The sequence below is a fragment of the Paraburkholderia sp. J11-2 genome, assembly GCF_905220185.1.
In the GTDB taxonomy this organism is placed as follows: Bacteria; Pseudomonadota; Gammaproteobacteria; order Burkholderiales; family Burkholderiaceae; genus Paraburkholderia.
The window spans coordinates 85,808-110,431 of the sequence record NZ_CAJMYY010000026.1 but is presented as its reverse complement, the minus strand read 5'-3'; the positions used below and the strand labels follow the sequence as shown (position 1 = coordinate 110,431).

Below are 24,624 nucleotides of genomic sequence, written 5' to 3'. Positions count from 1 at the left end.
CAACGAGTTGGCGCGCTTTCGATTAATGGGCCGGGCGAGGGCCCATGGCGTGGCTTTGCCACACGATCCTGAATGCACGCGCCACAAAAAATGGACGAGGCAGTCAGGGCGGGTGACACACATGCACTTCGACGCTGCATTTACGCATCGTGGCTATTTGCTGAATTGCGCACCGGCGCGCGCCGGTGACGGCACGTATCAACCTTATGTAGTCATATCGCGATCGAGCGATGGCGAACTCGTCGCCAACCGGTTTTTCCCTGCCGATTTGCGCTTCGCCGATGAAGCGGCCGCTATCGCCCATGCGCGCGACTGGGCCGTGCGCTGGATCGACGCGAGCACGGTCACGCTGTGAACGCGCGCGCCCTGCGGGCGTCGCCCGCCGAGAGCGCTTCGGCGAACTCGCGCAAAACGCGGTAATCTCTGGGGTCGATACACTCACTCCTGCGCGGACCTTGCGTCTGCTGCCGCATCACCATGTCCAAAGCTGCTTCCCCCGACTGGGGCCTGGAACAGATCGTCGCCGATCTGCGTGCGTCGCGTGAAGAACGGCACCGCACGCGCCATCCACTCGGCATTCGCGAATTGCCGTCGCGCGACGCGGTCGTCAACATCGTGGCGGGCCTGCGCGCCGCGCTCTTTCCCACGCACTACGGCGCGCCCGACCTGACCGACGAGAGCATCGACTACTACGTCGGCCATACGCTCGACAGCACCCTGCGGCTGCTTGCCGAACAGATTCGCCGGGCGTTGCGCTTCCTGCCGGAAAACTCGCAGGCGAGCGACGACGAACTGCGCGTGCGCGCATTCGAAGTCGCGCGCGAGTTCGGCCGGCAACTACCCGATATTCGCGCGCTGCTCGTGAGCGACATTCAGGCGGCGTTCACGGGCGACCCGGCCGCGCAGCACATCACCGAGATCCTGCTGTGCTATCCGGGCGTGTGGGCCATGACGCATCATCGGCTAGCGCATGCGCTGCATCGCCTTGGCGTGCCGCTGCTCGCGCGTTTCATCAATGAGATCGCGCATTCGGCCACGGGCATCGACATTCACCCGGGCGCGCAGATCGGATCGAGCTTCTTCATCGATCACGGCACGGGCGTCGTGATCGGCGAGACGGCGATCATCGGCGAGCGCGTGCGCGTGTATCAGGCCGTGACGCTCGGTGCGAAGAGCTTCGCCGCCGACCTCGACGGGGCGCTCGTGAAGGGCAATGCGCGCCATCCGATCGTCGAGGACGACGTGGTGATCTATGCGGGCGCGACGATTCTCGGCCGCGTGACGATCGGGCGCGGCTCCGTGATTGGCGGCAACGTGTGGCTCACGCATAGCGTGCCGCCGGGCAGCAGCGTGCGCCAGGGCAAGATTCGCGAGATCGAGCGGGGCGATGAAGGCCCGATGAAGTGAGGAGGCGAACGGGACATGCCGTCCCGTTCGTTTTCCGCGTGCGGGGTATTCAGGTATTCGCGACGCTCATCGAGCTTGAATTGCCGACGATCGCGAGAAACTCTCGGCGCGTGGAAGGGTCGGTGCGGAACGTGCCGAGCATGCGCGACGTCACCATCTCCACGCCTGCCTTGTGCACGCCGCGCGTCGACATACATTGATGCGCCGCTTCGAGTATCACGCCCACGCCCTTGGGCTGCAGGATTTCATTGAGCGTGTCGGCGATCTGCGCGGTCATCTTCTCCTGGATCTGCAGGCGCTTCGCGAATGCGTCGACGAGGCGCGCAAGCTTCGAGATGCCTACCACGCGGTGCTCCGGGAGATACGCCACGTGCGCGCGCCCGATGATCGGCACCATGTGATGTTCGCAGTAGCTCTCGAAGCGAATGTCCTTCAACACGATCATTTCGTCGTAGCCGTCCACCTCCGAGAAGGTGCGCGACAGGATTTCGCGTGGATCGACCTCATAGCCCGCGAAGAACTCCTCATAGGCACGCACGACGCGGCTCGGCGTATCTATGAGCCCTTCGCGAGCGGGGTCGTCCCCGGCCCAGCGCAGCAGTACGCGCACGGCGTCCTCGGCTTCGGCGCGTGACGGGCGCGTGTTGGACGCTACAGCAGCGCTCGTTGCGCTCTTGCGTGGCTTTGCTTTTCCGGCCTTTTTTTCTTCGCTCATGCATGGGCTCCTGTCATGTGGCGCGACGTCGCTTTGGCGTGCTCCACGAGCGCTCATTGTTTCATGTTTTATCGCGCCCGGTGCGAGGGCGCATCATTTTGGCCATTCGTCCAGGGCGTCGTTGAAGAGTTCCGCCACGACGCTGCGCAGCCATTCGCCGCGCGGCGCGTTGTGATACTTGCGATGCCAGTGCTGCTTGAGATCGAAGCGCGGCAATGGCAGTGGAGGCTCGACGAGCGTGATCGATGCATGCTCGGACACATAGGCGAAGCCGATCGCATGAGGCACGGTCGCGATGAGGTCGGAGCGCGTGAGAATGAACGGCAAGCTCATGAAGTGAGGCGTTTCGAGCACCGCGCGGCGGCGCATGCGCCGCTTCTCCAGATACTGTTCCAGCACTTCCTGGCTGCGCCCTTCGGCGCGCACGACGGCATGGCCCATGGCGAGAAACTGCTCGATCGTCATGGCTTTGCCCGCAAGCGGATGGCCGCTGCGCATCATGCAGATGAAGCGGTGCGTGAAGAGGCGCTGCTGGAAGAAGTTGTTGCCGCCTAGATCGGGGAAATAGCCGACCGCGAGATCGATGTCGCCCGACTCGAGGCCGCGCTCGACCTGGCTTGGCGGCAACGACACCGAACGCAGGTTTGCCTTCGGTGCGCGCTGAGCGAACACCTGCAGGAGGCGCGGAAGAAACACGATCTCGCCGACATCGGACAGTGCGATGGAAAACGTGTGGGTGCTCGTGGCGGGATCGAAGTCCTGCGCTTGCAGCATGCCCTTCTCGATACGCACCAGCGCGTCGCGCGCGGCGGGAATGAGGCCGAGCGCACGAGGCGTGGGCTCCATGCCGCGCGAGGTGCGCACGAAGAGCGGATCGCCGAAATACTCGCGCAGCTTGCCGAGCGCCGTGCTCACGCGCGGCTGGCTCACACCGAGCCGCTCGGCGGCGCGGCTCACGTTGCGCGTTTCCTCCATGGCCACGAGAAAGGGGATGAGATTCAGATCGAGGTCTTGCATGAAGGCGAGGGCGGCGCGGCACTATGTCGAAATCAGATAAAGACTAGTCGACGAATTGGAATTCCGGATATTGGGGTATGTGCCCACGGCCCCAAGTGCCCTGAAAGTGCGTCCGTGCACGAGCCCGCGCGTACCAGCCCAGACATGAAGTAGATTGCCTGTGTGGGTACACCCGTGGGTAGACCCGCCTTGACAAGCGCTTGAATCCACTCCGATAATGCGCTGGACGTTCGCTAAACGAATCAGTGTTCGTATATAGAACTTTTCGCGATCGAGTGACGTGGACCTTCCGCGATGCGCATCGCTTTCAGGAACAGGCATGATCAACAAGATTTTCGACTCGCTTCAAGCCGCTGTGGCCGATGTGCATGACGGCGCCACGGTGATGATCGGCGGCTTCGGCACGGCCGGTATGCCCGCCGAACTGATCGACGCGCTCATCGAGCAGGGCGCGCGCGACCTCACCATCGTCAACAACAACGCAGGCAACGGCGACATTGGTCTTGCCGCGCTGCTCAAGGCGAAGCGTGTGCGCAAGATCATCTGCTCGTTCCCGCGTCAGACCGACTCGTACGTGTTCGACGCGCTCTATCGCGCCGGCGAAATCGAGCTCGAACTCGTGCCGCAGGGCAACCTGGCCGAGCGCATCCGCGCCGCGGGCGCCGGCATCGGCGGTTTCTTCACACCTACGGGCTACGGCACGAAGCTGGCCGAAGGCAAGGAAACGCGCCTGATCGACGGCCGCCACTACGTGCTCGAAGCGCCGCTGCACGCCGACTTCGCGCTCATCAAGGCGTATAAGGGCGATCGCTGGGGCAACCTCGTCTATCGCAAGACGGCGCGCAATTTCGGCCCAATCATGGCGAGCGCGGCGAAGGTCGCCATTGCCCAGGTTTCGGAAGTCGTGCCGCTCGGCGAGCTCGATCCTGAAGTGATCGTGACCCCCGGCATTTTCGTGCAGCGCGTCGTTGAGGTGCCGCAAGCGGCCCATCAAGCGCACGTGCAGCATGGCGGCCAGGCAGCCTGAAGGAACGGAGAGAGGCAATGAAACGACTGAATCGCGATGAAATGGCCAAGCGCGTGGCCGCGGACATTCCCGAAGGCGCGTATGTGAATCTCGGCATCGGCGTCCCGACGCTGGTGGCCAACCACCTCGATCCGAGCAAGGAAATTTTCCTGCACAGCGAGAACGGCCTGCTCGGCATGGGCCCGGCGCCCGCGCCCGGCCGGGAAGACGACGAACTGATCAACGCAGGCAAGCAGCACGTGACGCTGCTCACCGGCGGCGCCTACTTCCATCACGCCGACTCGTTCGCGATGATGCGCGGCGGCCACCTGGACTACTGCGTGCTCGGCGCATTCCAGGTGTCGGTGGGGGGCGACCTCGCGAACTGGCACACCGGCGCGCCCGACGCGATTCCGGCCGTGGGCGGCGCGATGGACCTCGCACTCGGCGCGAAGCAGGTGTTCGTCATGATGGAACTGCTGACCAAGCAAGGCGAAAGCAAGCTCGTGAGCGAATGCTCGTACCCGGTCACGGGCGTGGGCTGCGTGGGCCGCATCTATACGGACCTCGCTGCGTTCGACGTGACGCCCGAAGGCCTCGCCGTGCGCGAGATCTATTCGGACATCGACTTCGACGCGCTGCAGAAGCTTGCCGGCGTGCCGCTGATCGACGCGACGCAAAACCGTCGCGCAGCGTAAACTGTTTGTCGACGTGCGAATTCTTCGCACGTGCGTGGCGCGGCAACCGTCGGCATTCGTCGACGGTTGCCGCGCCCGCTTCGTTGCATCGGTACTCTCTGAACGTCTGCTTTTTTCTACGCGCCACACTCCATGATTGAACGCCTCACGAGCCTGATCTGCGGGACCGAGCCGATGAATGCGGTCTGGTCTCCCGAAGCCACGCTGCAACGCATGCTGGACGTCGAGGCGGCGCTCGCGCGCGCCTCCGCTGCGCATGGCGTGATTCCGCAGTCGGCTGTGGCCGCGATCGCCCGGGCTTGCGCGGCGGACCAGCTCGACGCGCCGGCGCTCGCACGCGACGCGGCGCTGGGCGGCAATCTGGCGATCCCGCTCGTCAAGCAGCTCACGGCGCGCGTAAAGGCCGCCGACGCTGAAGCCGCCAAATACGTTCACTGGGGCGCAACGAGCCAGGACATCATCGATACGGCTACCGTGCTGCAGTTGAGCGATGCATTTGCGCTGATCGAGCGAGGTATCGATGCGCTCTGCGCGACGCTCGCGGACCTCGCGCGCACGCATCGCGCGACGCCGGCGGTAGGCCGCACCTGGCTCCAGCAGGCGCTGCCCATCACGCTCGGAATGAAGTTCGCGCAATGGCTCGATGCCATGCTGCGCCATCGAGAACGACTCGCCGCGCTGCGCGAGCGCGCGCTCGTGCTGCAGTTCGGCGGCGCGGCCGGCACGCTCGCAAGCTTGCGCGACGCGGCGCCGAAGGTGAGCGCGGCGCTCGCGCAAGAACTCGGCCTCGCGTCGCCTGCGCTGCCGTGGCACACGCAGCGCGACCGCATTGCCGAAGCCGCGTCGTTCTTCGGCATGCTCATCGGCACGCTCGGCAAGATCGCGCGTGACATCTCCCTGCAAATGCAGACCGAAGTCAGTGAGCTGGGCGAACCGGCGGCGGCGGGCAAGGGTGGTTCTTCGACCATGCCGCACAAACGCAATCCCGTGGGTTGCGCAGCCGTCCTGACGGCTGCCACGCGCGCGCCTGGCCTTGTGGCAACGGTGTTCGCGGGCATGGTTCAGGAACACGAGCGCGCGCTCGGCGGTTGGCAAGCGGAGTGGGATGCGCTGCCCGATCTCGCGCGCCTCGCCGGCGGCGCGCTCGCGCAGATCGAACAAATCACGGCTGGACTCGAAGTGCGGCCCGAACGGCTCGCGGCGAATCTCGACATCACGCACGGACTCATTCTCGGCGAAGCCGTGATGCTCGCGCTCGGCGACCAGATCGGGCGTCTGGACGCGCATCATCTCGTTGAGCACGCATCGAAATCGGCGGTGCAAAGCGGCCGCACGTTGTATGAAGTCCTCGCGGAGGATCCCGCCGTTACGCGACATCTGGACGAAGCGCGCCTCAAGGCGCTGCTCGATCCGGCCAATTACGTGGGGCAGGCGCACGCTTTCGTCGACGCGGTAGTCGCATCGTACGAAGCGAGTGCAAAACAACGCCCGTCCCATTGATCATAGAAGACACACGAGGAGTAACACGCATGCCTTACGCAGCCGTCAACGACACGCATTTGTTCTACCGCATCGACGGTACGGAGAACCGCTCGGCGCCATGGGTGGTCCTGTCGAATTCGCTTGGTAGCGACGTGTCGATGTGGACGCCGCAAATCACGGCGTTCACGAAGCACTTCCGCGTGCTGCGCTACGACACGCGCGGCCACGGCCACTCGGCAGCGCCGCAGGGCCCGTACACGATCGAGCAACTGACCGGCGACGTGATCGGCCTGATGGACCAGCTCGGCATCGAGCGCGCGCACTTCGCGGGCGTTTCGATGGGCGGTCTGACCGGCGTCGGCCTCGGCGCGCGTTACGCCAACCGTATCGATCGCCTGGTACTCTGCAACACGGCCGCGAAAATCGGCTCGCCGGAAGTGTGGGTGCCGCGCGCAGCGAAGGCTCGCAGCGAAGGCATGCTCGCGCTCGCCGACGCCGTGCTGCCGCGCTGGTACACGCCCGAATTCATCGCGAACAATGCGCTCGTGATGTCGCAAGTGCGCGACGTGTTCGTGCATACCGACAAGGACGGCTATGCTTCGAACTGCGAAGCGATCAACGCCACCGACCTGCGCGGCGAGGCGCCGTCGATCAGGGCGCGCACGCTCGTGATCTCCGGCACGCACGATCTGGCCGCAACACCCGCACAGGGCCGCGAACTGGCCGAGTCGGTGCCCGGTGCGCGCTATGTCGAACTCAACGCCGCGCATATCTCGAACGTCGAACTGGCGGACGAGTACAACAAGATCGTGGTCGATTTCCTGCTGGAGGCGTGATGAACGACGAAGAACGCTACGAAGCGGGCATAAAAGTGCGCCGCGCGGTGCTGGGCGACGCGCACGTCGATCGCTCGCTTGCCAACCGTACGGAAGTGACCGAGGAATTCCAGAATTTCATTTCGCGCTATGCATGGGGCGAGATCTGGACGCGCGATGGCTTGCCTCGCCACACGCGCAGCTTGCTGACGATCGCAATGATGGTGGCGCTCAACCGCAGCGAGGAACTCGCGCTGCATTTGCGCGCCGCGCGCAACAATGGCGTCACGCGCGACGAAATCAAGGAAGTGCTGCTGCAAACCGCGATCTATTGCGGCGTGCCGGCGGCGAACTCGGCGTTCCATCTGGCAGACCGCATCTTCCGCGAGCAGGACGCTGAACAGGCTTAAGCAGGCTGTTTGAACGCGACGCGGGGCACTCGCCCCGCGTTCAGTCGAACACCGGCGACTCCACGCCGAGCACCTTGTGCAGGCGCGTGCTGGTCGTTGTGTACTGCAGATGGATTTTCTTCTCGGGAAACACATGATGCGCGGCGCCGAATGCGGCGAGCGCGGCTTCGTGAAAACCTGAAAGAATTAGCTTCTTCTTGCCCGGATACGTGTTGATATCGCCGACGGCAAAGATGCCCGGCACGCTCGTTTCGAAGCGCGCCGTATCCACCGGCAACTGCTTGCGCTCGATTTCAAGGCCCCATTGCGCGATGGGCCCGAGTTGCGGCGACAAACCGTAAAACACGAGCAGGTAGTCGAGTTCCAGCGAGCGCGTGACGCCGTCGCCGCCCGTCACCTTGATGCGCGTGAGCTTGCCGCCTTCGTCGTCGAAGCCGGTCAGTTGGCCGACGATCGACTGCATGCGCCATTCCTCGCATAGCGCGTGCATTTTCGCGACCGTTGCCGGCGCCGCGCGATAGCCCTCGCGCCGATGCAGCAGGATCACGCTCTGCGCGACGTCCACGAGTTGCAGCGCCCAGTCGAGCGCCGAATCCCCGCCGCCGCACACCACGATGTCCTTGTCGCGAAAGCGTTCGAGATCGCGTACGCGATAAAACAGTTGCGTGTCGCGGTATCGCTCGATGCCGCTCAGCTTGAGCGTGCGCGGCTGGAACGAGCCCACGCCCGCCGCGATGAACACCGTTTTCGCAAGAAACTGCGTACCCTTGCTCGTCTGCACGAAAAAGCGGCCGTCCGCGCGCGGCTCGACGATCTGCACTTCCTGGCCGAGGTGGAACGTCGCGCCGAAAGGCTCGATCTGCTTCATCAGCGCATCCACGAGCTGTTGTCCGGTGCACATCAGCACCGCCGGAATGTCGTAGATCGGCTTGTCGGGGTAAAGCTCGGCGCACTGGCCGCCGACCACGGGCAGCGAATCCACTACGTGCGCGTGTATTTCCATCAGACCGAGTTCGAACACCTGGAAGAGTCCCACCGGTCCCGCGCCGATGATGAGCGCGTCGGTTTCGATGAGCTGGGGCGAGAAGTGATCGTTGCGCTCGTTCATCGGCGCGCGCTCCTTGCGAGAAGGGGAATCGGCAGGGGCAATGCTCAAGAGTCCTATTCTTCAGGCTGCACGTCGGCGACATAGCGGCGCAGACAGGCGAGCAGGGCGGCTTCCTCGGCGCGGCTCGCGGCGTCGCTGGCCGAACCCGCGTCGCGCTCTTCGCCGAACATGGCTGCGGGCGCGGGGATCGTATCGACCACGCGGCCGTCGCGGAACACGCGGATTTGATGGGTCGCTTCCACATATTCGGCGATCCAGTGGATGCCCTCGATATGCGTGCCGATACGGACTGGCATCTTCATGAGATTCCCTCCTGGCGCAGCGCACGTCGGTCGATGCGCACGCGCCGCAATCGCGATTGCTATGGCGGATAGGGCAACAATACGCCGATGGCGTGTTCCGTGCTTGATCCCGGTCCCTCGCGCGTCCGGCTGCGGAACCTGGCGGCCGAAAAAAGAAAAGGCGGCCCGAACCCGGGCCGCCCTTGCGGCGTATTGCCAAATGAAAGCAGGCGGAAAGCCGGCGCGAGCGATTGCTCGCGCTTTAGCGCATTACTGCACCGTGGCCAGCACGTCGCGCACCGTGCCGAACAGGCGCGCGATTTCCTCTTCCGTCACGATGAGCGGCGGCGAGAACGCGAGAATGTCGCCCGTGAAGCGGATCAGCACACCTGCCTCGAAGCACTTCACGAAAACCTCGTAAGCGCGCGCGCCCGGCGCGCCGTCACGCGAATTGAGTTCGATGCCGGCAACGAGGCCGAGATTGCGCACATCCTTGACATGCTTTTCGCCGCGCAGCGCGTGTGCGGCGGCCTCGAACTTCGGCGCGAGTGCGTTGGCGCGCTCGAACAGCCCCTCACGGCGATACAGATCCTGCGTCGCGATCGCGGCGGCGGCGGCGAGCGGGTGCGCCGAATAGGTGTAGCCGTGGAACAGCTCGATTGCGCCTTGCGCGCCGGCGTTCACGATCGTGTCGTGAATCGTGCGGCTCGCGGCCACGCCGCCCATCGGCACGGCGGCGTTGTTGATCGCCTTGGCCATTGTGATGATGTCGGGCGTGACGCCGAAGTACTCGCTGGCCGTGGCCTTGCCGAGGCGTCCGAAGCCCGTGATGACTTCGTCGAAAATCAGCAGGATGCCGTGCTTCGTGCAGATCTCGCGCAGACGCTGCAGGTAGCCCTGCGGCGGAATCAGCACGCCGGTCGAACCCGCCACGGGCTCGACGATCACGGCGGCGATGGTCGAAGCGTCGTGCAGCGCGACGATGCGCTCGAGGTCTTCGGCGAGGTGCGCGCCCCAGCCCGGCTGGCCCTTCGAGAACGCGTTGTGTTCGAGATCGTGCGTGTGCGGCAGATGATCGACGGCAGGCAGCAGCTGGCCCGAAAACGCCTTGCGATTCGGCCCGATGCCGCCCACCGAGATGCCGCCGAAGCCCACGCCGTGATAGCCGCGCTCACGGCCGATCAGCTTGGTGCGCTGGCCTTCGCCGCGTGCGCGATGGTAGGCGAGTGCGATCTTCAACGCGGTGTCGACCGACTCCGAGCCGGAATTCGTGAAGAACACGCGGTCGAGCCCGGCCGGCATGATCTCGGCAACCTTCTGCGCGGCTTCGAACGCAAGCGGGTGGCCCATCTGGAAGGTGGGGGCGAAGTCGAGCTTGGCGGCCTGCTGGGCAATCGCCGCGACGATTTCCTCGCGCCCATGGCCCGCATTCACACACCAGAGCCCCGCGCTGCCGTCGAGCACTTCGCGGCCGTCGGTCGTGCGGTAGTACATGCCCTTGGCCGATTCGAGCAGGCGCGGTGCGGCCTTGAACTGGCGGTTGGCGGTGAAGGGCATCCAGAACGACGAGAGATCGTCGATGACGGGGCGCGAAGTCATGCGTGCTTCTCCTCAGGTGGGTTTGGCTCAACTGTAGCGCCGGGGCTTGAACCACGGCATAGACAGTCTCTATACTGATCTGCAAACCGTGCTGGACAATTCTCGCCAACTGTATTGGTCGGCGCCGGGGTCGTTCGGGTTTTCCCTCGCACTATACGCTTGCTTTTCCCATGATCGAACTCGAACTGGAGCGCGGCCGCGGCGCAGCGACTACGCTGGTCGAGCAGCTCGTACAGGGCTTCACGCGCGCAATCGATGCGCAAACGCTGCGCGCCGGCGCGCTGCTGCCCTCGGTGCGGCAACTCGCGCAAACGCACGAGCTCTCCACCTATACAGTGACCGAGGCGTACAACCGTCTTGTTTCGATGGGTTTCGTGGTCGCGCGGCGCGGCTCGGGCTATCGCGTGGCGCAGCGCACCGAGTCGGCGCGGGCGAGCGCGGCGGGTTGGCAGCCGCCCACGCTCACGGCCACGTGGCTGCTCTCCGACGTGTTCGCCGATCATTCGGTGCCGATCAAGGCGGGCTGCGGCTGGGTGCCGGGCGAGTGGATCAACGAAAGCGGCCTGCAGCACGCCTTGCGCGCCATGAGCCGGGTGCCGGCCGTGCGTCTTGGCGACTACGGGCACCCTTTCGGCTACGCGCCGCTGCGCGAGCGCATTGCGGCGCAGCTGGACCGCCAGGGGCTGCCTGTCGAGGTATCGAACGTCCTGCTTACGCAGGGCGCGACGCAGGGGCTCGATCTGATCGTGCGCACGCTCTTGCGGCCCGGCGACACGGTGCTCGTGGAAGACCCCGGCTACTGCAATCTGCTGCAGATCCTCAAGCTCGCGGGGCTCACGGTGCACGGCGTGCCGCGCACGCCCGCCGGGCTCGACATCGAGGCGCTCGAGCGCCAGGTGGCCGCGCATCAGCCCAAGGCGATCTTCGTGAACACGACGCTGCAGAATCCCACCGGCGCGACGTATGCGATGTCCAACGCGTTCCGCTTGCTGCAGATCGCCGAGCGCCAGCGCATGTGGGTCGTCGAGGACGATGTGAGCCGCGAACTCGCGCCGGCGGGCGCCCCGCTGCTCGCCGCGATGGAGGGCCTGCAGCGCGTGGTGTACGTCAGCGGCTTTTCGAAGACGGTCACGCCCTCGCTGCGTTGCGGCTATGTGGTCGCCGAGCGCGATGTGCTGCGCGAACTGGCGCGCGCGAAGATGGCGGTGGGGCTCACGTCGTCGGCGACCATCGAGCGCATGGTCGACAAGGTGCTGCTCGAAGGGCGCCATGCACGGCATGTCGAGCTGGTGAATGAGCGCCTGAAAGCCGCGCATGCGTGCGTGGAGGAGCGGCTGGATGCGCTGGGGCTCGAAATTTTCCACCGGCCGCGCGCGGGGCTCTTCGTGTGGGCGCGCCTTGCGATCGAACCCGAACGGGCCGGCGCGATTGCCACGGCGGCGCTGCGCGACGGCATCTGGCTCGCGCCCGGCTCCTATTTCCGGCCCGACGACGAACCGAGCGCATGGTTTCGCTTCAACGCGCCGTATTCGACGGACGATGCGCTGTGGCGATTCATCGAGCGTGCGCGGTAGGGCGCGTGTTCAGAACAAGCTCTGCTGCCCCGACATCAGCGTGTCGAAATCCTCGCGCAGGAACGGCAGAATCGCGTCCGCGACCGGCTGTAGCTGGCGGCTCACATAGAATGCGTAGTCGAGCGGCGAGCTCAGCGTTTCGAGCGGCTCGGGCCCGGCCGTCGTCATCACGTAGCTGATCCAGCCGCCGTTCTGATACTGGAGCGGACGGCCTTTCGCGCGATTGAACTCGTCCGCGACGCGCGCGGCCCGCACGTGCGGCGGCACGTTGCGCTGGTACTCGACGAGCGGCCGGCGCAAGCGCTTGCGGTAGACGAGTTGGTCGTCCAGTTCGCCATTGAGCGTGCGCCGCACGTAGTCGCGGATGTACTCCACATAGGGCTCGCGCTGGAAAATGCGCCGGTACAGTTCGCGCTGGAACTCCTGTGCGAGCGGCGTCCAGTCGGTGCGCACGGTTTCGAGGCCCTTGAACACGACTTCTTCGCCGCCGCTCTTCGCAAGCGTGAGCCCGGCGTAGCGCTTTTTACTGCCTTCTTCCGCGCCGCGCACCGTGGGCATGAGAAAGCGCGAGTAATGGCGTTCGAACTGCAATTCCAGGGCGCTTTGGAGACCGAAGCGTTCCCGCAGTTCGGCCTTCCACCATGCATTGACGTGCTCGACGAGCTGCTTGCCGGTGCGCGTGGCGTCGGCTTCGCTGTACGCGTGTTTGAGCCAGACGAAGGTCGAATCGGTGTCGCCGTAGATCACGTCGTAGCCCTGCGACTCGATGAGTTGACGCGTTCTGCGCATGATCTCGTGCCCGCGCATCGTGATCGAGGAGGCAAGGCGCGGGTCGAAGAAACGGCAACCGGTTGAGCCGAGCACGCCGTAAAAGGCGTTCATGATGATCTTGAGCGCCTGCGAGAGCGGGGCGTTGTGGTGCCGCTTCGCGTTTTCGCGCTCGTCCCACACCTGGCGCACGATTTCCGGCAGACAGTGCTTCTCGCGGGAAAAGCGTGCACCAAGAAAGCCGGGCACGGACACATCGTCGGCGGGATCGCTCAAACCTTCGATGAGTCCGACGGGATCGATCAGAAACGTGCGGATGATCGAGGGGTAGAGGCTCTTGTAGTCGAGCACGAGCACCGAGTCGTAGATGCCGGGGCGCGAGTCCATGACGAAGCCGCCTGGGCTGTTTTCGCCCACCACGTCGCCGATGTTAGGCGCCACATAGCCGAGCCTGTGCATCTTGGGCAGATACAGGTGCGTGAACGCGGCGACCGAACCGCCGCTGCGATCCACGGGCAGCCCCGTGACGGACGCGCGTTCGAGCAAAAAGGCGATCAGCTCGGTTTTCTCGAACACACGCGTGACCAGTTCGCAGTCCTTGAGGTTGTAGCGAGCCAGCGCGGGTTTGTCTTCGTCGAAGCGGCGCTGGATCTCGTCCATGCGCTGATACGGGTTGTCGATGGACTTGCCTTCACCGAGCAACGCCTGCGCGACGTATTCGAGGCTGAACGACGGAAAGCTCCAGGTGGCCGAGCGCAGCGCCTCGATGCCGTCGATGATGAGGCGGCCCGCTGCGCCTGCGAAGAAGTGATTCTCGCGCATGCCGTGCTCGCGCCACTCCATGACCTCGCCGCCGCGCCCAAGGCGCAGAGGCACGCCGGTTTGCTGCGCGTGCGCGTGCAACACGCGCAAATCGAACTGCACGAGATTCCAGCCGATGATGGCGTCGGGGTCGTGCTGTGCCATCCACGCGTTCAGGCGTTCGAGCATTTGCGCGCGGCTTTCGCAGTATTCGAAATCGAAATCGATCTGGCTCGCGTCGCCGTTTGCAGGGCCGAGCATGTAGACCTGGCGTTGTCCGCAGCCTTCGAGCGCAATGGAATACAACTCGCCCTGCGCGCTCGTTTCGATGTCGAGCGACACGAGTTTCAGGCGCGGGCGATAGCCGTTGGCGGGTTTCATCTCGCCGTCGAGCAGCACGCCGCTTGCGCTGGAGTCGACGGCGTCGCCGCGAAACAGCACGGGTGCGGTGATGAAGCGCTCCATCATGTAGCGGTCCGGCGGCTGGATGTCGGCTTCGTAGACGTCGACGCCCGCTTTGGCGAGGCGTTTCGCATGCCCCGCGAGGGCGCGATATTGCGGCGAGTAGAGCCCAAGCACCGGACGGTGCTGGAAGTCGCACAGATTGAGCGGGCGGAATTCAGTGCGTGCGTCGCCCTTTAGCGCGGCGCGGGCCGCAGCTTGCTGCGCGGCCGGCACGAATGCCACAGAGGGCTGGGGGCGCAGGCGCAGCTGGCGCGGCCCCGCGTCGGTCGCGAGCCAGAAGTCGACCTCGGTGTGTTCGCCCGTATCGCGCCAATGGCGGGTGAGAATAAAACCCGCTTCAAACTCAGACAAAGTGTGACTCCGCCGCCCATGTTTCCCGGTTGCGATTGTAGCGGTTGAACCGGCGTTTACACCGAAAGGCGGCGGGTCGTATTAGCGCTGCAGCAGGTGCGCGAACATCGGATACAGCGAAACGATCAGCGAGAGCGCCATGGCGACGTTGAACAGGCGCAGCCGCCGCGGGTTCGAGAGAAAACGCCGCATGCTCGTGCCGAACGCGGCCCAGATGCAGATGCACGGCAGGCCGATCACGTAGAACAGGAAGGCCATCGCCATCGTATTGGTGCCGAAGTTCGCAGAAAGGCGGATCGTGGTGGCGGCCGTGAGCACCATCATCCACGCCTTGGGATTGACCCACTGGAACGCGATGGCTTCGTGAAAGCGCATGGGCCGGTGCTCGCCGCTCTTTACCTTGAGGTCGCCAGAGGTACCGATCTTCCACGCGAGATACAGCAGGTACGCAATGCTCGCGACTTCCAGCACGACATAGAGCGACGGAATATGCCGGAACACCTGACCAAGCCCGAAACCCACCGAGAGCATGAGCACGACCACGCCTGCACTAATGCCGAGAATGTGCGGCACCGTGCGGCGAAAGCCGAAGTTGACGCCGGAAGCGAGCAACATGGTGTTATTGGGGCCGGGCGTGATGGTCGTGACCACGACGAAGAGCATGCCGGCGGGCAGCGCACTGAGCATTTCGGGCAGCATGATGGGAGGGGCTCCGGAAAGAGAAGGCAGATTCGATGGAGATCAGTTTATCGACAGTGCGCGGTACAGTACCGGTACAGTTGTGAAGACGCTGAACAGTACGGCTTGGGGCGCGATGGCGCGGTTCGGCCGAACCCTTTGAGCGCCACAGCGGATGAGACTGCTTTGGTGGACTGAAACAAGAGCCGCGGTATCGTAGACGTAGTTGAGAAGTGGACAGGCCTGAGGGGTAGCTGCCAGCGTGCAATGTTGGCTATCCACTGTCGCGTCGGGTGATGGCTGGACGACTTCTCGCACACGGGAGAGCCCGATGCGTTCTCTGGAAGCAAGGCAGACCGCGACACGAAGCTTGATCTGGCGGCTTCTTTTCTGGATGTGTCTGGTTGCTCCGATGCTTCCCGGCTTTGCGCGAGGGATGGACTTCCGTATCTATTACCAACCCCAGCTCAAGCTGAAGATGATCATCGGGGAGGGGCGGATCGAGGACGGCGATGCCCGGAAATTTCTAACGTTTGCGAGCAGGGCCGACCGCGATGGTGATGGACTGGTCGTATTCGTTTTAAGCAGTCCAGGGGGAAATGTTGAAGCGGCATTCCGTGTCGTCGATGCCATGGACAAAGTGCGCGTCCACACGCTGGTTCCGAGCGACGCCAGGTGTGCGTCCGCCTGTGCTTCCATCCTCTTTGCCTCAGGCGAACGCCGAAGTGTCCTTGGCAGCGGTCTGCTCGGGTTTCATAGTTGCTATCGGAAAGCGGGGCAAACCTATGCCGAAGACTCGCTTTGCAACGAAATAATCGCCGCGAACGCCATGCAAAGGGGCGTCAGTCACGCTGCCATCAATCGTTTCGTCAAGCAATACGGTGCGCAAGACATGGCATGGGTTCGGCGCGATGGCGCATGCCAGTCGCTTCAGGGGCTCTGCAAGCCAGGGCGGCTGGAAGCACAACCGGATGCGAAGGCCGCGTTGATGAGCAGTCTCGATTGCAGCAAGCTCATATCCATTCAGGCACAGCTTGTTTGCGGGGACGCCGAGCTTTCCCGTGTCGACAAGAGGCTCACTGAAATCTATAACCAACGGGTCAGTGTGTCGGCAAACAAGGCGCGGTTGCGAGCGGAGCAACGGACATGGCTTCGCGATGTTCGCAATGCGTGTAGCGATAAGGCCTGCTTGCTGCGCAGCTATCGACAGCGTATCGACGATCTAAAGGAGTCCCGATCTTGAGGGGTGGCGGAGACGCTGGCCGCGTGCGGGGATTTTCTCTAATGGCTTAATGCAGGACTGAAGAAAGCACCCCGTGGGACCCGCATGACGCACAACCGTCATATGGCAGAGCGTGACGTGCTTGCGAACGTCTACTCGGCATGCCATGGACGGCGCGGCCGCATCCAGACGGTCGCGGGCCTCCACCGATGGCCCCGGCGTTCCCGGTCCATCAAGATCGGGGTACCGAACTGCCGACTGTTTCATATACTTCTCGTAGCAACATCTCCCGTTGGCAGCTAGCGCAACGTCGCGTTGCCTATTTCGAGTCGAGGCCATATGAGCACGATCATGCCGGCCGGACGCGCCGAGCCCGAACAGCGCGAGCCGATTCTCAATACCGTCGACCGTGTCTGCGAAATATGTTTTGGTCTGTTCATGGCATTGACGTTCGTCGGCGCCGTCAAGGCGGTCACCGCGGGCGAAGACGAGGGGTACAAGATGTTCTTCGCCGCGCTCGGGTGCAATCTTGCGTGGGGCCTCGCCGACGCCGTGATGTATCTCGTACGAACGCTCGCCGATCGGGGGCAGCGTCTGCAACTCGCGCAGACCGTCAAGCGCGAGCAGGACCCGTCGGTTGCCGTACGGGCGCTGCGCGATGCATTGCCCGAAAAAATGGCTACGCTCGTCGAAGATGCCGACCTCGAGCGGATCCGCGTGCGCCTCGCGGCAGCCCCAACGCTGCCGCCTCGGGCGAATTTCGTGAGAGGGGATTTCGTCGGCGCGCTTGGCATTTTTCTGCTTGTGGTCCTGGGAACGTTTCCCGTCGCGTTGCCGTTTCTCGTCGTCAAGGACGTGACAACGGCGCTCATCGCCTCGCGCGTGCTCACACTCGTGATGCTTTTCATCGCCGGCTTTGCGCTGGGGCGCTACACCGGCGCAGGGGCGATGAAGGCAGGTATCGCGATGATCGCGCTCGGCATTCTGCTGACGATGGCCATTATCAAGCTGGGCGGCTAACCGTCGCGACTTTGGCCGACCTGATCCTGCCTGGCGGCGGCGCAGGCATGCCATCGTAGTGGGTGCCGGGACGGATGCGGCACGCCGTTTCGTACTGAAGGGCACGACGCGAGCGCGTAGCCGGGTTGAGCGCGCAGATCGCGCGCTGGTGAAGCGCGCGTCATCCAGGCTGGCGTCCGTCTTCCCAACGCGGGTCCGCGGTGATCTGCATGGTGAGCCGGTTTTCTAGCGGATTCGTGCTGAGTGTTTCCCATATCCGTTCGCGCAATCTGTCCTGCGAGGCGAGATCGCTTAACGCGGACGTTGCGCCGACAAGCACGCTGATTTCGACAAAATTACGCCGGCCCGCCTGGATGACGTGCGTGTGATGGCGCAGAATGCCAAGCTCGCGTTCGAGCTTTGAAAGCGTTTTCTCGATCTCCGAGCGCGGATTGTTCTCTTCGGGGCTCATGTGCAGCAATTCAGCAAAGCTCGTGCGCACGATTTTCACTGGCGCGGAGAGAAATATCAGCGACAGTCCCGCGGTCATTGCACTGTCGACATAGCGCGCCCAGAGATAGTGAACGCTTTCGGGCAAGATCGAATAGACGAAAAAGCCGAGCAGCGTGGCCGCACTGAACGCGAATTTCATGATCCATTTCCAGCCGTCGGTTTTGAGCAGCTTGGAATTGATCTGCGCGGCCGCGCGTTTTTTATAGACCACCATGGCCAGGCAGATCACGCAACTCGCGAGGCTGATCAGCATGACGCCGCGTGCATTCACGACGTGGCCGCCCGAGCGGATCCCCTCGATCCCGTTCACGAGGCCATACACGCAAACGAGCAGCATCATGAGTCCGTTTATGCCATTCACGAGCGGCTCGAGAAACCAATATCCATATTCGAAGCGGGTCGTCGCGGGCCGGCTGACCACGGTGGCCGCGAGCAATCCGAGCGCGGAACTCACGAGGTTGAGCAGATAGAAAATGGCGGTCAGCAGCAGCGTGTCGGACTGCACGAAGAAGCCATAGCCGATGTTGGCCGCGAAACCGAGGCACACGACGTAAATGGAAACTTTCATCGCGCGCTGCTCGACCGCTGCGAGTTGCGCCTTGCGGAGCGCGTAGCTGATAGGCATGGTTCCTCGCTGTCGAACGTTGGGACGTTTGAATGGCGGCGGTGAGACGAAAAGCGGTCAGGGGACCGACGGATGCGGGCGAGCGCGACGGCGTGCGGCTAACGCCATGCAGAGGCGCTCAGCCCGAAGATCGCAACGAGTCCGCCGCCCATCACCACGAGAAATGCGCACCACTCGGGCCGGGAAAAAAACGCCTGCCCGCGCTCGCGCCGCGCCCACATGTAAAGCAGGCTGCCGGGTCCATATAAGAGCGCGGACATGACGAGCAGTTCCACCCCGCAAGCGTAAAGCAGGAACAGCGTATAAATCGTGGCGACGGCCGCTGTGGCATAGCTCTGTGCGCGCTTTCTCGTGCTCATGGCCGATTCCGGGAGCGCACGGATCGCCTTGAGCCCGAAGGTTGCCACGAAAAAATAAGGGATGAGCGCCATGGCGCTCGTGAGGCGCAGCATGAGCGAGAACGCGTCGGTGGACCAGTACGTGCTGATGACGAAGCCCTGCACCACGCTGCTCGTGAGCCATATTGCGGCGGTGGGAAGCTGCCGCGCGTTGCGGCGCGCGAAGATGGTGGGCATGGCGTTCGCTTTCGCGCTGGCATACAGCACTTCCGCGCAGATCAGCGACCATGCAAGGTAAGCGCCGAGCACGGAGACGATGAGCGCGCCGCCAATGAACACCGCACCTGGCGAGCCGATCACGGCGCCAAGCACCGACGCCATGGAAGGTTGCCGCATGGCCGCGATGTCCGCGCGCATGAGATGCGCGTAGGGCAGCAGCGTGACGAGCACGAGCAGCAACAGCACGAAGGCGAAGCCGAGTATCGTGGCAGCGCCCACGTCGGAGCGTTTTTTCGCGTAGCGCGAATACACGCTCGCCCCTTCAATGCCGAGAAACACGAATACCGTGACGAGCATCGTCCCTTTAACCTGCGTGGAAAGCCGCCCGGCACTTTCCGCGAGATTGTTCGTGAATGGCTCCGCGCTTGCGTAGACACTCAAAATACCGATAAAAACGAAAATCGGCAAAATCTTCACGACAGTAAGAATCGCATTGATGAGCGTGGCCTGCTGAATGCCCCGCAAAAGCATCCAGTGAAATGCCCAAATGCCGACCGACGAAACCGCAATGGCAATCGGCGTATTGCCGTTTCCAAATGCCGGCACGAATGCGCCGAGCGTGGATTTGATCAGCACCCAATAGGAGACGTTGCCAAAGCAACCGGCCATCCAGTAGCCGAATGCGGAGAGGAAGCCGGCGTAGCCGCCAAAGCCGTCGCGTGCATAGGCAAAGATGCCGGAGTCGAGGTCGGGCCGGATTTCCGCAAGTAGCTGGAAGACGCGGGCCAGCATATACATGCCGCCTCCCGCAATGCACCATGAGACAACGGCGGCTGTTGGGCCCGCTTCGAGCGCGAAGTTGCGCGGCAGCGAATAGATGCCCGCGCCGACCATGGACCCCACGACCATGGCTGTGAGTACCGGCAGCGACAACTTCTGGTCATCCGTCGATTTCATGTTCGAGCCTTTATCCGATCTTCGATCTGTCGTAATGCGAGCGCGGGAAATCGCGGATTGAAAATGCGCGCCACATTGAATTGCTGAACGATTCTCGAGCGAATGTCACGTTGAATGCATCATGTGCGAATCGTATTCCATAATGTTCGTCAGGTGTCCGGAGGATGGATGGCAAAAGGAGCGTCGCCGGGCACGTATTGGCTGAATGTTCGCTAATGAGTGTGCATGCAATCGTTAGCAAACAGGTCGAACGAATTGGCGAATCCGCAATGCGCCGCATCAGGGGAATGTCATGCGATATCTCGCTGCAGCACTTCTTGGCTCCGTAGTTGGCTCGCTTGCGCTTTCCGGCTGCGAGGCGCCCACTTCAGGTTCCACCTTCACGCCGGCTCAGGCGCAGCAGGTGTTCGTGGTCGAACTCGGAGCGGTCGAATCCGTGCGGCCCGTCACCATCCAGCCAGGTCCGACCGGCATTGGCGCAATCACGGGTGGCGCGCTTGGCGGCATCGCGGCAGGCAGCAACATCGGGCGCGGCACGGGTTCGGTTGCGGCGGGCATAGGCGGTGCTGTGCTGGGCGGCGCGGCGGGCAATGCCGTGGAGCAGCGCGTCACACAGCGCGCGGGCCTTGAAATTGTGGTGCGCCTGGATTCGGGGCAACTGATGTCGGTGGTCCAGGATGCGGATCAGCAGTTCGTGCCGGGCGACCGTGTGCGTGTATTGCTCGGCAACAACTCGGTGCGCGTGACCCGATGAAGTGAACGCAGGTGGGGTTGGTCTCTCGATAAAGCGAAGTTCTGAACAAAGCGAGGAAACCGATGGCCGATACCGAGCAGAAGATGAGTCGCGTGCAGTTGACCGCGATGGTAGTCGGGGGCATGGTGGGCGCCGGGATCTTTTCTCTGCCGCGAACCTTCGCCAATGCAACGGGACCGGTCGGCGCGGCCATTGCGTGGCTCGTGGCGGGCGTGGGCATGTACACGCTCGCACGCGTCTTTCAGTCGCTCGCGGAGCGCAAGCCGAACCTCGACGCCGGTGTGTTCATGTACGCCAAAGAGGGCTTCGGCGACTATCCCGGCTTCCTCTCCGCGTTCGGTTACTGGATCGGCAGTTGCATTGGCAACGTCTCGTACTGGGTGCTGATCAAGTCCACGCTGGGCGCATTTTTCCCGGTTTTCGGCGACGGCAATACGGTTACAGCGATTGTTGTGGCTTCGATCGGCATCTGGCTGTTTCACTTTCTCATTCTGCGCGGCGTGAAGCAGGCCGCGTTCATCAACACGATCGTGACGTTCGCCAAGGTCATCCCGATCCTGGTGTTCGTCGTCATTCTCCTGTTCGTATTCAAGTACGGGACCTTCCAGCTGAATATCCAGTCCGCGGCGCAAGAGGGCGGGCTCATCCAGCAGGTTCGCGCGACGATGCTGGTCACCGTGTTCGTGTTCATCGGCATCGAAGGTGCGAGTGTGTATTCGCGCTACGCGAAGGAGCGCGCGGACGTTGGGCGCGCAACGATATTCGGCTTCGCGGGCGTGACGGCGCTCATGGTGCTCGTTTCCATGCTGCCTTTCGCCGTGCTGCCGCGCGCTGACGTGGCGGGCATGCGCCAGCCCTCCATGGCGGCCGTGCTCGAAAGCGTGGTCGGACCGTGGGGCGGCATCTTTGTGAGCGTGGGTCTAATTGTTTCCGTGCTGGGCGCGTATCTGGCGTGGTCCCTCATCTGTGCCGAGGTGATGTTCGCGGCGGCGCGCAATCAGGACATGCCGGCCGTGTTCGCACGCGAAAACGCCAACAACGTGCCGGCCAATGCGCTCTGGATCACCAATATCGTCGTGCAGTTGCTGGTGGCCAGCACGTATTTCTCGCGCGATGCGTTCTCGCTGATGCTCAACCTCACGAGTTCGATGTCGCTGATTCCGTATCTCTTCGTCGCGGCCTATGGGTTCATGGTTTCGAACCGAGGTGAAAGCTACGAATTGCGGCCCGAAGAGCGCAAGCGCGATCTCGCGCTGGCAGCGGTCGCTGTGATCTACACGTTGTTCATGATCGTTGCCGGGGGGCTCAAGTTCATCCTGCTTTCTGCGATTCTTTACGCGCCTGGCACGGTGTTGTATTTCCTCGCGCGGCGTGAACGCAAGCTGAAGGTTTTCCAGCGTACGAGCGACTGGGTCATTTTCATCGTGGCGGCTGTCGCGGCGATCGTAGGCGTCGTGGCGCTGGCCACGGGCGCCATGGCAATCTAATGAGAACGAGCGGAGATCGATATGTCCAAGGCAAAGGGCGGTGGGAAGAGTGAAAAGAGCGAGAAAGCAGATAAATTAGAAAAGGCCGCGAAGGGGGGCAAGGGCAAGGCGAAGGAAGACAGTGCGTTGGGGGTGTATTCCGAAGTCGGCCAGCTGCGCAAGGTCATGGTGTGTGCGCCCGGCATGGCGCACTCGCGTCTCACGCCGAGCAATTGCGATGAGCTGCTGTTCGACGACGTGCTGTGGGTCGACAACGCGAAGCGCGACCATTTCGACTTCGTCACGAAAATGCGCGACCGTGGTGTAGAGGTCGTGGAAATGCACAACCTGCTCGCCGAAACTGTTGCCGTGCCCGAAGGCAAGAAGTGGATTCTCGACAATCAGATCGTGCCGAACCAGGTCGGGCTGGGGTTTATCGACGAACTGCGCAGCTATCTGGAAGGGCTTGAGGATCGCAAGCTGGCCGAGACCTTGCTTGGCGGCCTGTCGATCTACGACTTCCCCGAATCGCACGGCGGCGCTGCGCTCAAGGTCGTGCGCGAAGCGGCCGGCTCTACTGAATATCTTTTGCCGCCGTTGCCGAACACGCTATACACGCGCGACACCACGTGCTGGATTTACGGCGGCGTGACGCTCAATCCGCTGTACTGGCCCGCGCGCCATGAGGAAACGATCCTGGCGGCGGCAATCTACCGTTTTCATCCGGACTTCGCAGGCAAGGTCAACGTGTGGTGGGGCGACCCCACTGAGGACCACGGCATGGCGACGCTCGAAGGCGGCGATGTCATGCCCATCGGCAACAAGACCGTGCTGATCGGCATGAGCGAGCGCACGTCGCGTCAGGCGATCAGCCAGCTCGCTGCCACGCTGTTCAAGAAGGGCGCGGCCGAGCAGGTGATCGTCGCGGCGATGCCGAAAATTCGCGCGGCCATGCACCTCGATACGGTTTTCACGTTCGCAGATCGCGATTGCGTGCTGATCGCGCCAGATTTCCTCGCGCGCACTCGCACCTTTACCTACCGGCCTAGCGATCACCCGGCGGGTGTGGAATTGCATCAGGAGAAAAAGTCCTTCGTCGAGGTCGTGAGCGCCGCGCTCGGCATCAAGAAAATGCGCGTGGTGGAAGCGGGCGGCAACGACTACCAGCGTGAACGCACGCAGTGGGACAGCGGCGCGAACCTGGTTTGCACTTCGCCTGGCGTCGTGTTCGCTTACGACCGCAACACTTATACGAACACGCTGCTGCGCAAGGCTGGCATCGAAGTCGTGAGTATCGTGGGTGCGGAGCTCGGGCGTGGGCGCGGCGGCGGCCATTGCATGACGTGCCCGATCATTCGCGATGCGGTGGACTTCTAGCGTCGAAGTGCGAGGGGACCGTTGCGGGCGCAAGCAATTGCGCCGCGATGGTGCCGAATAACAGAGGTGGGCGAAGCCGGGTTACGGGTAGGCGGACAGCTACCCGTCCGGCGGCGGCGCGCGCTTGCGGGTGCGCGCATGACGAGCGCCAACGCGGCGCTCACGCAACGCTAGCCCCAGTCAAAGCACGTTGAGCATGGCGAGCGCGCTTTCCTGCAGATGCGGCAGGACGCGCTGAAGCGCGGCCTCCGGGCTTTCATCGCCCATCGGCATGTTGGTGCTGAGCGCGGCGACCACTTCGCCGTTGCGATTCCTGAGCGGCACCGCAATGCCGCGCACGCCCACCTGCAACTGCTGTTCGATGAGCGCATAGCCATCTACGCGCGCACGCCCGATCTTCTCGCGCAGGCGCGCGCCGCTCGTGATGGTATGCGGCGTGAAGGGCGTCAGCTCGACCGTATCGAGCCACGCGGAAACCGCTTCCTGGTCGGCCTCGTGCGCGAGCAGCACCACACCGGGTGAGATGAGCGGCGCGGGCACGCGCGCGCCGAGCACGAAGCCCGTCGTCATCACGCGCGAAACACCATTGCGCGCGATCACCACGAGGTCCCAGCCATCGAGCACGCTCACATAGGCCGATTCGTTGAGCGTCGCGCTCAACTGCTGCAGATACGGCTGCACGGTGCGCGGTAGGCGCGCCGAATCGAAATACGACCAGCCCACGCGCAACACGCGCGGCGTGAGGCCGTACAGCCGGCCGTCCGTGTACACATAGCCCAGCGATTCGAGCGTGAGCAAATAGCGGCGCGCGGCGGTGCGCGAGAGGCCCGTGCGCTCCGCCGCCTGGGTGGGGGTCATGCGCGCGTGCTCGCTGTCGAAGGCTTCGAGAATCGCGAGGCCTTTTTCAAGCCCCGCAATCCAGTCGCGCGGGTCCAGTGGCGGTTTCTTCATCGGCGAACAAGACCCTCTGCCGCAAGTT

General features: G+C 63.5%; 23 protein-coding genes. 13 read left to right on the top strand and 10 right to left on the bottom strand.

What is annotated here, in order from left to right; genetic code table 11:
- Positions 1-121 precede the first annotated feature (121 nt).
- Both U5A57_RS30870 and epsC read left to right on the top strand, forming a co-directional pair.
- Positions 122-355, top strand: coding sequence for a hypothetical protein (locus U5A57_RS30870; protein ID WP_321915468.1), 234 nt, complete (start codon positions 122-124; stop codon positions 353-355).
- A gap of 122 nt (positions 356-477) precedes the next feature.
- On the top strand, positions 478-1,407 hold the full coding sequence (epsC, locus tag U5A57_RS30865; RefSeq protein ID WP_321915467.1) for a serine O-acetyltransferase EpsC: 930 nt from the start codon (positions 478-480) through the stop codon (positions 1,405-1,407).
- A gap of 49 nt (positions 1,408-1,456) precedes the next feature.
- Here epsC and folE read toward each other — a convergent pair whose 3' ends face one another.
- Positions 1,457-2,122 (bottom strand): GTP cyclohydrolase I FolE, encoded by a 666-nt coding sequence (gene folE, locus U5A57_RS30860; protein ID WP_321915466.1) that lies wholly within the window; start codon positions 2,120-2,122, stop codon positions 1,457-1,459.
- Between the two features lie 93 nt (positions 2,123-2,215).
- Entirely contained in the window at positions 2,216-3,139 is a 924-nt protein-coding gene (locus U5A57_RS30855; protein ID WP_321915465.1) for a LysR family transcriptional regulator, read from the bottom strand.
- A gap of 319 nt (positions 3,140-3,458) precedes the next feature.
- Here U5A57_RS30855 and U5A57_RS30850 point away from each other — a divergent pair, with 319 nt between their 5' ends.
- The 5 genes from U5A57_RS30850 to pcaC all read left to right on the top strand — a co-directional run bounded on the left by U5A57_RS30850 (position 3,459) and on the right by pcaC (position 7,550).
- Positions 3,459-4,166, top strand: coding sequence for a 3-oxoacid CoA-transferase subunit A (locus tag U5A57_RS30850; protein WP_321915464.1), 708 nt, complete (start codon positions 3,459-3,461; stop codon positions 4,164-4,166).
- A gap of 17 nt (positions 4,167-4,183) precedes the next feature.
- The gene (locus U5A57_RS30845) at positions 4,184-4,843 is read left to right on the top strand and encodes a 3-oxoacid CoA-transferase subunit B (RefSeq protein ID WP_321915463.1); all 660 of its coding nucleotides are present in this window, start codon (positions 4,184-4,186) and stop codon (positions 4,841-4,843) included.
- Between the two features lie 132 nt (positions 4,844-4,975).
- A complete protein-coding gene (locus tag U5A57_RS30840; protein WP_321915462.1) occupies positions 4,976-6,343 on the top strand; it encodes a 3-carboxy-cis,cis-muconate cycloisomerase in 1,368 nt (455 codons plus the stop codon).
- A 29-nt stretch (positions 6,344-6,372) separates the two neighbouring features.
- Complete coding sequence (pcaD, locus tag U5A57_RS30835; protein WP_321915461.1) at positions 6,373-7,161, top strand: 3-oxoadipate enol-lactonase; 789 nt, start codon at positions 6,373-6,375, stop codon at positions 7,159-7,161.
- Entirely contained in the window at positions 7,161-7,550 is a 390-nt protein-coding gene (gene pcaC, locus U5A57_RS30830; protein WP_321915460.1) for a 4-carboxymuconolactone decarboxylase, read from the top strand. The genes pcaD and pcaC overlap by 1 nt, the downstream gene beginning before the upstream one ends.
- Before the next feature lie 40 nt (positions 7,551-7,590).
- Here pcaC and U5A57_RS30825 read toward each other — a convergent pair whose 3' ends face one another.
- From U5A57_RS30825 to U5A57_RS30815, 3 genes are all read right to left on the bottom strand, one after another.
- Positions 7,591-8,658: an NAD(P)/FAD-dependent oxidoreductase gene (locus U5A57_RS30825; RefSeq protein WP_321915459.1), complete on the bottom strand. Its 1,068-nt coding sequence runs from the start codon at positions 8,656-8,658 to the stop codon at positions 7,591-7,593.
- Between the two features lie 53 nt (positions 8,659-8,711).
- The gene (locus U5A57_RS30820) at positions 8,712-8,960 is read right to left on the bottom strand and encodes a hypothetical protein (protein ID WP_201695812.1); all 249 of its coding nucleotides are present in this window, start codon (positions 8,958-8,960) and stop codon (positions 8,712-8,714) included.
- A gap of 249 nt (positions 8,961-9,209) precedes the next feature.
- Positions 9,210-10,538, bottom strand: coding sequence for an aspartate aminotransferase family protein (locus tag U5A57_RS30815; protein ID WP_321915458.1), 1,329 nt, complete (start codon positions 10,536-10,538; stop codon positions 9,210-9,212).
- Between the two features lie 170 nt (positions 10,539-10,708).
- Here U5A57_RS30815 and U5A57_RS30810 point away from each other — a divergent pair, with 170 nt between their 5' ends.
- Positions 10,709-12,112, top strand: a complete 1,404-nt coding sequence (locus tag U5A57_RS30810) for a PLP-dependent aminotransferase family protein (protein WP_321915457.1) — start codon at positions 10,709-10,711, stop codon at positions 12,110-12,112.
- Between the two features lie 9 nt (positions 12,113-12,121).
- Here U5A57_RS30810 and U5A57_RS30805 read toward each other — a convergent pair whose 3' ends face one another.
- Entirely contained in the window at positions 12,122-14,497 is a 2,376-nt protein-coding gene (locus tag U5A57_RS30805) for a DNA polymerase II (protein WP_321915456.1), read from the bottom strand.
- A gap of 81 nt (positions 14,498-14,578) precedes the next feature.
- Positions 14,579-15,196, bottom strand: coding sequence for a LysE family translocator (locus U5A57_RS30800; RefSeq protein ID WP_321915455.1), 618 nt, complete (start codon positions 15,194-15,196; stop codon positions 14,579-14,581).
- A gap of 310 nt (positions 15,197-15,506) precedes the next feature.
- Between U5A57_RS30800 and U5A57_RS30795 the strand changes: the two genes are divergently transcribed.
- Both U5A57_RS30795 and U5A57_RS30790 read left to right on the top strand, forming a co-directional pair.
- Entirely contained in the window at positions 15,507-16,418 is a 912-nt protein-coding gene (locus U5A57_RS30795; RefSeq protein ID WP_321915454.1) for a lysozyme inhibitor LprI family protein, read from the top strand.
- A gap of 318 nt (positions 16,419-16,736) precedes the next feature.
- Positions 16,737-17,417, top strand: a complete 681-nt coding sequence (locus U5A57_RS30790) for a VIT1/CCC1 transporter family protein (protein ID WP_321915453.1) — start codon at positions 16,737-16,739, stop codon at positions 17,415-17,417.
- Between the two features lie 160 nt (positions 17,418-17,577).
- Here U5A57_RS30790 and U5A57_RS30785 read toward each other — a convergent pair whose 3' ends face one another.
- On the bottom strand, positions 17,578-18,534 hold the full coding sequence (locus U5A57_RS30785) for a cation diffusion facilitator family transporter (RefSeq protein WP_321915452.1): 957 nt from the start codon (positions 18,532-18,534) through the stop codon (positions 17,578-17,580).
- 98 nt (positions 18,535-18,632) lie between these two features.
- Positions 18,633-20,048, bottom strand: coding sequence for a basic amino acid/polyamine antiporter (locus U5A57_RS30780; protein WP_321915451.1), 1,416 nt, complete (start codon positions 20,046-20,048; stop codon positions 18,633-18,635).
- A gap of 292 nt (positions 20,049-20,340) precedes the next feature.
- Here U5A57_RS30780 and U5A57_RS30775 point away from each other — a divergent pair, with 292 nt between their 5' ends.
- From U5A57_RS30775 to U5A57_RS30765, 3 genes are all read left to right on the top strand, one after another.
- The gene (locus U5A57_RS30775; protein ID WP_321915450.1) at positions 20,341-20,802 is read left to right on the top strand and encodes a hypothetical protein; all 462 of its coding nucleotides are present in this window, start codon (positions 20,341-20,343) and stop codon (positions 20,800-20,802) included.
- A 62-nt stretch (positions 20,803-20,864) separates the two neighbouring features.
- Entirely contained in the window at positions 20,865-22,289 is a 1,425-nt protein-coding gene (locus U5A57_RS30770; RefSeq protein ID WP_321915449.1) for a basic amino acid/polyamine antiporter, read from the top strand.
- 165 nt (positions 22,290-22,454) lie between these two features.
- Entirely contained in the window at positions 22,455-23,645 is a 1,191-nt protein-coding gene (locus U5A57_RS30765; RefSeq protein WP_233271811.1) for an arginine deiminase, read from the top strand.
- 180 nt (positions 23,646-23,825) lie between these two features.
- On the opposite strand, the gene U5A57_RS30760 is transcribed toward U5A57_RS30765, so the two are convergent.
- Positions 23,826-24,596 carry an IclR family transcriptional regulator domain-containing protein gene (locus tag U5A57_RS30760; protein ID WP_321915447.1) on the bottom strand — a complete coding sequence of 257 codons (771 nt, stop codon included), beginning with the start codon at positions 24,594-24,596 and terminating at the stop codon, positions 23,826-23,828.
- Positions 24,597-24,624: the final 28 nt, after the last annotated feature.

Excerpts from the sequence above, each read along its gene's own strand:
- folE (WP_321915466.1), bottom strand. The coding sequence starts at position 2,122 with ATGAGCGAAGAAAAAAAGGCCGGAAAAGCAAAGCCACGCAAGAGCGCA.
- U5A57_RS30780 (WP_321915451.1), bottom strand. The coding sequence starts at position 20,048 with ATGAAATCGACGGATGACCAGAAGTTGTCGCTGCCGGTACTCACAGCC.
- pcaC (WP_321915460.1), top strand. The coding sequence starts at position 7,161 with ATGAACGACGAAGAACGCTACGAAGCGGGCATAAAAGTGCGCCGCGCG.
- U5A57_RS30815 (WP_321915458.1), bottom strand. The coding sequence starts at position 10,538 with ATGACTTCGCGCCCCGTCATCGACGATCTCTCGTCGTTCTGGATGCCC.
- U5A57_RS30820 (WP_201695812.1), bottom strand. The coding sequence starts at position 8,960 with ATGAAGATGCCAGTCCGTATCGGCACGCATATCGAGGGCATCCACTGG.
- U5A57_RS30800 (WP_321915455.1), bottom strand. The coding sequence starts at position 15,196 with ATGCTGCCCGAAATGCTCAGTGCGCTGCCCGCCGGCATGCTCTTCGTC.
- U5A57_RS30855 (WP_321915465.1), bottom strand. The coding sequence starts at position 3,139 with ATGCAAGACCTCGATCTGAATCTCATCCCCTTTCTCGTGGCCATGGAG.
- epsC (WP_321915467.1), top strand. The coding sequence starts at position 478 with ATGTCCAAAGCTGCTTCCCCCGACTGGGGCCTGGAACAGATCGTCGCC.
- U5A57_RS30810 (WP_321915457.1), top strand. The coding sequence starts at position 10,709 with ATGATCGAACTCGAACTGGAGCGCGGCCGCGGCGCAGCGACTACGCTG.
- U5A57_RS30845 (WP_321915463.1), top strand. The coding sequence starts at position 4,184 with ATGAAACGACTGAATCGCGATGAAATGGCCAAGCGCGTGGCCGCGGAC.
- U5A57_RS30775 (WP_321915450.1), top strand. The coding sequence starts at position 20,341 with ATGCGATATCTCGCTGCAGCACTTCTTGGCTCCGTAGTTGGCTCGCTT.
- U5A57_RS30785 (WP_321915452.1), bottom strand. The coding sequence starts at position 18,534 with ATGCCTATCAGCTACGCGCTCCGCAAGGCGCAACTCGCAGCGGTCGAG.
- U5A57_RS30850 (WP_321915464.1), top strand. The coding sequence starts at position 3,459 with ATGATCAACAAGATTTTCGACTCGCTTCAAGCCGCTGTGGCCGATGTG.
- U5A57_RS30790 (WP_321915453.1), top strand. The coding sequence starts at position 16,737 with ATGAGCACGATCATGCCGGCCGGACGCGCCGAGCCCGAACAGCGCGAG.
- U5A57_RS30795 (WP_321915454.1), top strand. The coding sequence starts at position 15,507 with ATGCGTTCTCTGGAAGCAAGGCAGACCGCGACACGAAGCTTGATCTGG.
- pcaD (WP_321915461.1), top strand. The coding sequence starts at position 6,373 with ATGCCTTACGCAGCCGTCAACGACACGCATTTGTTCTACCGCATCGAC.
- U5A57_RS30770 (WP_321915449.1), top strand. The coding sequence starts at position 20,865 with ATGGCCGATACCGAGCAGAAGATGAGTCGCGTGCAGTTGACCGCGATG.
- U5A57_RS30760 (WP_321915447.1), bottom strand. The coding sequence starts at position 24,596 with ATGAAGAAACCGCCACTGGACCCGCGCGACTGGATTGCGGGGCTTGAA.
- U5A57_RS30840 (WP_321915462.1), top strand. The coding sequence starts at position 4,976 with ATGATTGAACGCCTCACGAGCCTGATCTGCGGGACCGAGCCGATGAAT.
- U5A57_RS30870 (WP_321915468.1), top strand. The coding sequence starts at position 122 with ATGCACTTCGACGCTGCATTTACGCATCGTGGCTATTTGCTGAATTGC.
- U5A57_RS30765 (WP_233271811.1), top strand. The coding sequence starts at position 22,455 with ATGGTGTGTGCGCCCGGCATGGCGCACTCGCGTCTCACGCCGAGCAAT.
- U5A57_RS30825 (WP_321915459.1), bottom strand. The coding sequence starts at position 8,658 with ATGAACGAGCGCAACGATCACTTCTCGCCCCAGCTCATCGAAACCGAC.